Annotated in this window: 6 protein-coding genes; 3 read left to right on the plus strand and 3 right to left on the minus strand. The window is 43.2% G+C overall.

Going from position 1 to position 7,018, the window contains the following annotated elements; translation table 11 throughout:
* The coding region (locus IH879_16025; GenBank protein ID MCH7676434.1) for a patatin-like phospholipase family protein at positions 1-1,800 on the minus strand (1,800 nt) is incomplete at its 3' end.
* A gap of 358 nt (positions 1,801-2,158) precedes the next feature.
* Between IH879_16025 and IH879_16030 the strand changes: the two genes are divergently transcribed.
* The gene (locus IH879_16030) at positions 2,159-2,299 is read left to right on the plus strand and encodes a hypothetical protein (GenBank protein MCH7676435.1); all 141 of its coding nucleotides are present in this window, start codon (positions 2,159-2,161) and stop codon (positions 2,297-2,299) included.
* Between the two features lie 191 nt (positions 2,300-2,490).
* On the opposite strand, the gene IH879_16035 is transcribed toward IH879_16030, so the two are convergent.
* Positions 2,491-3,561 (minus strand): trypsin-like peptidase domain-containing protein, encoded by a 1,071-nt coding sequence (locus IH879_16035; GenBank protein MCH7676436.1) that lies wholly within the window; start codon positions 3,559-3,561, stop codon positions 2,491-2,493.
* Positions 3,562-4,692: 1,131 nt separating this feature from the next.
* Between IH879_16035 and IH879_16040 the strand changes: the two genes are divergently transcribed.
* The gene (locus tag IH879_16040; GenBank protein ID MCH7676437.1) at positions 4,693-5,694 is read left to right on the plus strand and encodes an acyl-ACP desaturase; all 1,002 of its coding nucleotides are present in this window, start codon (positions 4,693-4,695) and stop codon (positions 5,692-5,694) included.
* A gap of 92 nt (positions 5,695-5,786) precedes the next feature.
* Here the strand turns inward: IH879_16040 and IH879_16045 are convergent, their stop codons facing one another.
* Positions 5,787-5,960, minus strand: coding sequence for a hypothetical protein (locus tag IH879_16045; protein ID MCH7676438.1), 174 nt, complete (start codon positions 5,958-5,960; stop codon positions 5,787-5,789).
* Between the two features lie 253 nt (positions 5,961-6,213).
* Between IH879_16045 and IH879_16050 the strand changes: the two genes are divergently transcribed.
* Complete coding sequence (locus IH879_16050; GenBank protein ID MCH7676439.1) at positions 6,214-6,951, plus strand: TAXI family TRAP transporter solute-binding subunit; 738 nt, start codon at positions 6,214-6,216, stop codon at positions 6,949-6,951.
* The last annotated feature ends 67 nt before the right edge of the window (positions 6,952-7,018 follow it).

A 7,018-nucleotide genomic window follows, 5' to 3' on the forward strand; every position in this document is an offset into this window, starting at 1 on the left:
CTTGACGATTTCCAGCATTTCATCCTCCGTGCGGTGAATAAGGTACCACTCCATCAACCCTTCCATCAAAACCCTTAAAGGATTACTAGTGTCAAAGTTGCCGATAAGCATGATCCCACCTGGTTTCAGGAAAGCATAAAGCCGACTGATTAAGGTGATTGCGACTCTGTCTTCAAGATAATCAAAAAGTCCCAGGGAGTAGAGAACGTCTTGCTCACCGACATCAACGGATCTCTTTAATAAATCTCTAACACCGCCATTTACAAATTTTGCCGTAAGTTTTTTGTCTTTTGGGAGGTTCTTACGCGCGTTGGCGAGGGCGTCCTCATCCTGATCCAACAAGGTCCAGACGGCCGTCTCCAACTTTACGTCATCGCCCATCATTTTCATAGCGCCGGCGACCTCACGCGCTGGACCACAGGCGATGCTGGCAATGTGGATTTCGGACTGCAACGATGCTCGCTGCTGTATCAAGCCTTGAATGATCTTGGCGCGATTCCGGACTGCGTTAGTGGCCGGGCTGGAGAAGAGGTAGTAATTTAGGAGTTTGCCCATGTTGGTCTGACTATCAAATACATTATTGTCATACATGTAATTCATCATCTGGTAATCACCTGCATACCCCTGGGGTTTGCGCAAACACCGGCTCATGAACGGGCTTTGGTCGACAAGCGCGGCGAAGTCCTTAATCATTGACCGTAGTGCCTCACTGGCACTATCAACATCTGGAAAATTCTCAGTCACAGTTGAATAGAAGTCTCCGAACTTCTTAGCGAATTTTGGAAATTCATCCATCAGTTCTGCATCCGACATATTCGCCGTTTTCTTTTCGAGTTCTCCAAGATAACGCTCGACTTCTGAAACACCTGTCTCAGCTTCTGCACTGAGTCGGGCGATGTTTTCCTCGGCTGCCTTTTTATCCTTTTTATCAATGGTGCGCGGCCGAAAGTTGCCTTTTTCGATTTCAATGGTAGCGTCGTAGGTAATTTTGATGCCGAGCTCAATTATCTCGTTTATCCGCGACGGATCTTTTGCCAGCTCCATAGGTACTCGCGGTCGCAACAGGATTTCGCACCCTGGCTTGGCAAAAAAGACTTCTTCGCTCACTTCCCATCCGAGTTTTCTTAACATTTTTGGATGTAATTTTGCCCGCAGCGGAAGCTTACGGTTGGTTGCGCTTTTAATCGGTTTTGCCTGCATGGCGATGGCAAAATCCGAGCCTTCGGAGTAGAGAACTGCCGTATCAAGTGGACAGAAGATGGCGCCGTCAGCGAGTTTCATGCCGCCCATTTCTTTTTCCTCAAGCAAAAGCGGCATGGCAATGCTGGCGCGCACAGCATCCCACACGTTACCGTGACGTAAAATAACGCTTTTTTGAGATACCCGGTCCGCCGCAACAACATAAAGCGGGATTTTAAGCTCGTAAAATTCCGGGTCCCAACCGGCTCTTCTACGCAGGTCGTCCATGAGCTTTTCACCGCTCGACGCGCTGAACCCCGATTTGTCCTGCGAGATGAGACTCATCAAGCGATTATCAGAAAATATTTCGATGGCATGCTGGCGAAGCTCTTTTGGAGTTGAGCCACCGGCATAAAGCGCTCCCAAAATCGCACCCATGCTGGTGCCGGAAATCATATGAACTGGAATCTTCAATTCCTCGAGTGCGATGAGCATCCCAACGCTGACAAACCCGATGGGTAAACCTGGCCCTAATGCAACACCAATGGATTTTGCTTCTTTTAATTCAGCAGCTTTTGAGGAGAACATTAAGCGGGTCAGACTACGGGAACTTACTTGCATTGGATATCTCTCCTTTATGGTGGGTTCTTTGGTGCCTTTAATAGACTTTTTAAGTAAGTAATTACCTGACGGATCATTGCTGATTATCTCAATTTTCATAGTGTTGCAACATATGCTTTCTATAGTTTCTTGATAATACCCCAAAGATTACAATTTTCCCATTGTTTGTCAATGGAAAAATTGATTAATGATCAAAAAGCTAACTCAGTATCCGAAATAAGAGCAGTATAAGGAAACTTACTAAGTCTGATGCTTGACATCAGCAAATCTCTTCACTGATTTGGCAATGTGAAACTGCGAGATTGAAAGATAATATCATCATTGGTTTTCAGGGCGGCGACGGCCCCCTTACTTCCCCATGGCCCGCGCCATCATGGGCGGCCTGATGTTCTCTACCATCGTGACCCTTTTTATTTTGCCTACGATTTATGTCGGTTTGGATAATCTGAATTTGTGGGGCAGGAGGGTTGTGAGGAGGGCGACGGGAAAAGTTGCGTGAGCGAAGCAAGTTTTTTAGAGAACGCTATAGGCACAAATCAGCCGCACCGCTTTTTGGCGTCGGCTGATTTGCGACTTTAGGTTTTTCTATTTCCATGGATGTCGGTGCGGTAGCAATAAAGAGGCTACTGTTTTGACCCGTGCATTGCCTGACTTATTAACTTGCCGACGTCTCCCCCTTTAGATTAATTTTTAGATTCCTAATTCTGTTAGTAACCCTGGATTTGATGTTTGGAATTCATTTCGTAGATCTGCAACAATCTTGTCAATTCGCATTCCCTCATTTGCAGATTCAGAAGGTTTTCTTGCATGGTGTAGTGCCATCAAGTCCCATGTATTATTAAACACAGGAGAGCCTGATGAGCCGTAGTCAGTATCAGAGAAATAATGTATTACATTTGTATGAACATCAGTTAGTTCATTTTGTTGTACTACAACTTCCTTTTTTCTCCCTTGTGGGTGTTGGATGACATTTAGTCTCAATCCTTCAGGATATGACACCGTTGGTCTAAGTGGAATGAATCCATATTTGCTGCCAGGTGTGTATCCAAAGAAGTGGAGAATTCGTGCTGGATCAAATTCAGAAATTGGTTGTTTCTTTGTTATGAAATCATTCAAATATTTCAATTCTTCAATTTGTTCGGTATCTGCATATTCATGTTTGGCAGGATAGCTGTGGTTCACCCTATCTTCTCCTAATCTATAAGGAAAGGGAATTCTGAATCTGTACGGGTTTCTCCTTAATCTTACAATCGTATAATCAAGGCCAGCATTTGTATGGAAAAATGAATCCTCATTTGTCTCAAAGAACTCAGAACTAATCGCAGGCTCTGTATTATAATTGTCCTGATACATAAATTGCATATTCACATCATCACAAAACGCTTTATTTAGAATGACATGGTTATTTGTCATGAATAGAGAGTTTGATATTAAGAAACCGGACCCCCAACCACTACCTGATGGAAGTCCACTCTTTGCTACTTTTAGTGTCACCATAGCAATTGCTTTTTGAATTTCAGCCCCTTCGCTTAAAAAATGAGCTGATAAGAAATTATTTTGGTCGTACATTGCTTCTTGGCTTTGTGCAAATTCTTCTTTGCCAATAAAGCCGTCTTGTCCATGCGAACATTTTTCTCCTTGATTCTTAAATTCAGAAATTGTGGGCATTAGATCAGAATATAATTCGCTGAGTACTTCTTTTGCCTGCCCAAGATCAAATTCTTTTAGAATTCCCTTTAATTGTTCTTTGTCATTAGTCATTTCAGTTCTCCTTTATGAATAGAGATTAATAGACATCTGCAAAAACGACCTTTTATGTCATTTCGACCAACGGGAGAAATCTTTTTACGCATACAATTGAATTAAATAGATTTCTCCCCCGAAGTGTCGGGGTCGAAATGACGAATCGAGCTGTTTTGCAGAAGCCTAAATAGAGATTAAATATACCTCCGCAAAAAAATGCGGGCAATTTAGACTTTACCGAATGGTAATATATAAGACAAAGATTGAATCAAATTTCTCTCAACTAAAATAAAAAATCCCCCATCAGTTAGTCAAGTGTTGAAAACGATTCTAAAGGTTATCTTGCATTTGTGGGAAAGGGTGTATATTAAAACACTTATCTATAGAGGTATAGCTTTATGAATCACCTCTTGGGACCTTCAGAACTCAGGCACAATAACGTGCCGGCGGATCAGCCGCCGCAAAAGAACTGTAAGAAGACAACTAAACAAGAATAGTTCATCAAAACTCATTCGTGTGCCTTGCGCGACGGGTGCCCATGTCAATGCCTTTGATACAACCTAGACGCCTTTTTGTGTGGCACTAGGCTTCAAGGCCGTGCTAATCCAGATGCAACCAGGATAAAGTTAATTAATGACAATTCATCCCAATACGGAACAAAGGAAAAAACTAAAGCGTTACGATATTCGGGCCATGCTCATGAGCTGATTTTTTCCTGTTCTCATCGTTTCCATTATCTGAACGACCCATATGTTGCACCCTATTTATTGACGAACTTTCTCAAGCAATAGAACATTTTTTATTTCGATTGTGGGCCAAAGTATTGACATGGGCATCCCGTGCGGGGCTCAACCACTCTTGAAACCACTCCTGAAAAATATTTTTCTTGACTAATTCTTAATAATTCTTACATTTTTGTAAAATAGGGTCGCTACCGAAATGAGTCAGAGACAATGAATGTTATATGACTGACGATTTAGAACGACTTTTATATTTTAAAGTGATAAATGTGCGAGCACTTCTTGAAGAAAAACTCTAAGGATTTATATACCAAAAAAGGACAAACAATTATTCAAAAACAGATAAGAACAAGTTAGTGAGTAAATAACAGGCAAAATATAATAACTAATTATACCGAGGGGCAATAACATGAAATCATCAAATATACGCTTGGAAGTAATGCAGACCGTTGAAAAATCGTTGGATGAATTGCTTACTAAATATTTAAAGCCGATTGACGAAAATTGGCAACCATCAGATTTACTACCAGATTCAAAAGAACCCGGTTTTTTTGAAGAGATAGAAGAGATACAAGCATTAGCTAAAGAAATGAATTATGATCTGTTTGCAGTCTTAATTGGTGATACAATTACTGAAGAAGCATTACCTACGTATGAATCATGGTTAATGGACATAGAGGGTATTGAAGAGGACAACAAGAACGGCTGGTCGAAATGGGTAAGGGCCTGGACAGCAGAGGAAAATCGTCATGGTGATTTACTCAATAAATATCTTTATTTATCCGGCCGAGTAAATATGAGAGAAATGGAAATTTCGACTCAATACCTGCTAAGTGATGGATTTGATATTCAAACAGGAAGAGATCCGTACCGAAGTTTTATTTATACCAGTTTTCAAGAGTTGGCCACTAACATCTCGCACCGAAGAGTAGCTACACTATCCCAAAAAACCGGAAATAGTCGATTAGGAAAAATATGTGGTGTCATAGCTGCTGATGAGGCTCGGCATGCCAATGCCTACATAAATTTTGTCAACCGCATATTGGAAATAGACCCTAGCGAAATACTGCTGGCCTTTGAAGATATGATGAAAAAGAAGATAGTGATGCCCGCGCATTTTTTAAGAGAATCCGGGGAGGAAATCGGAACGCTATTTGGTCATTTTTCCGATGCTGCTCAACGTATTAAGGTCTATACAACTCAAGATTATATTGATATTTTGAAGTCACTGTTGAACGATTGGAATATTGCAAATATTGTCGGTATAAATGATTCAGCAGAAAAAGCCAGGGACTATCTAATGGCTTTACCCAAAAGATTGCAACGTATTTCTGAAAGAATAAGAATTCCTCAAAAGCAATTCGAGTTTAAATGGATTGCTGTTCAAGAAGAAAGGAAAAAAGTGGCCTGACTTTGAGGAAGACAAAAAATGTCATGCCCAGGGGGTTGAACCGTGCCGCATTTGTGGCGGCTCAGGCAGGATAAAACACAATAATCGTACATTTACTTGTCGGTAACCGCGGCGGCAGCGGCAAGGCCAAATGTCCGTGGTGCAAGGGTACCGGTTATCTTCGAACAACGAAGTGTGAGACCTGTTCGGGTAGCGGAAGAACGACCAGCCAAATCTACTGCACGACCTGCGACGGTGATGGCAAAATCGAAAGTAGAGAAACGCATGTAAAAGAGTCTAAAACGGTTCAAAATTAAGAAAGTAGAGAAGTTTACTAAAAGAGACTTCTGCAAAAAGTATACTTTTGGGTCATTCCGACCGTTCGGCTTGCCTCAGGGCAGGCTCCGTGAGAAATCTTTTTAAGCCTATTATTGAATCGCCTAGATTTCTCGGAATTTATCCTGAGCTTGTCCAAGGGCTCGAAATAACAAATTGGGTTGTTCTGCAGAAGTCCTTCTAAAACAATTACGGAGGGATTTCATGAATTCAGATTTAACTGTCTTAACACGAAAATCATTTACGCTTATTCTCTTAGCTTTAATAATCGCCAGCGGCTGCAGCTCATCCGAAGAGAGCGCTAAAACCGAACGTCACTTTCTCAGCATCGGCACCGCACCGCCCGGAGGCGCTTTTTTCCCGGTGGGCAGCGCAATTGCCCAGACCGTTAGCAACAACCGGGGCGAACTCACCTGGCAGGTTTCAGCGGAAGCCACCAAAGGTACCCAGGAAAATATCCGGCGGCTCAGCAGCGGGGAATTGGACTTTGCCATGGCCAATGCCGCCATTTCCTATTTCGCGGTTCGCGGTGAAAGCGGCTGGGAAAAGCAGTACTCCATCCGCACGGTGATGACCCTTGCCCCGAATATCGCGCTCTTCATTACGCGAAAATCCAGCGGCGTCAAAAAAATCGCTGACTTAAAAGGAAAACGAGTGACCGTCGGTGTTGCCGGAGCGGGATTTGAATTTTTCGTGCGGCCAATTTTGCAAGCCCACGGCGTCACTTATGATGACTTTAAACCGCTTTACAACACCCAGACCGGCGCAGTTGATATGCTCGCTGACGGCTCAGCCGCGGCCGCTTTTTTGGGCGGCTGGATAGGAACTGTCATCAGAACAGACCTCGCGTGGTTGATCGGCGGGGCGGCTTTAGGGGGCACGGGTGGCCTACTAGGCTGGAGTCTTGTGATGCGACGGCGTAAAACCCCGGAGGGGGATTGAGGATGGTTAGCTGGCCCTAGTCGGATCCGACTCACTGTGTCTTTCCTCTCTCCGATTTCTCATGTCA

Source organism: candidate division KSB1 bacterium, assembly GCA_022562085.1.
GTDB lineage: Bacteria > Zhuqueibacterota > Zhuqueibacteria > Oceanimicrobiales > Oceanimicrobiaceae > Oceanimicrobium.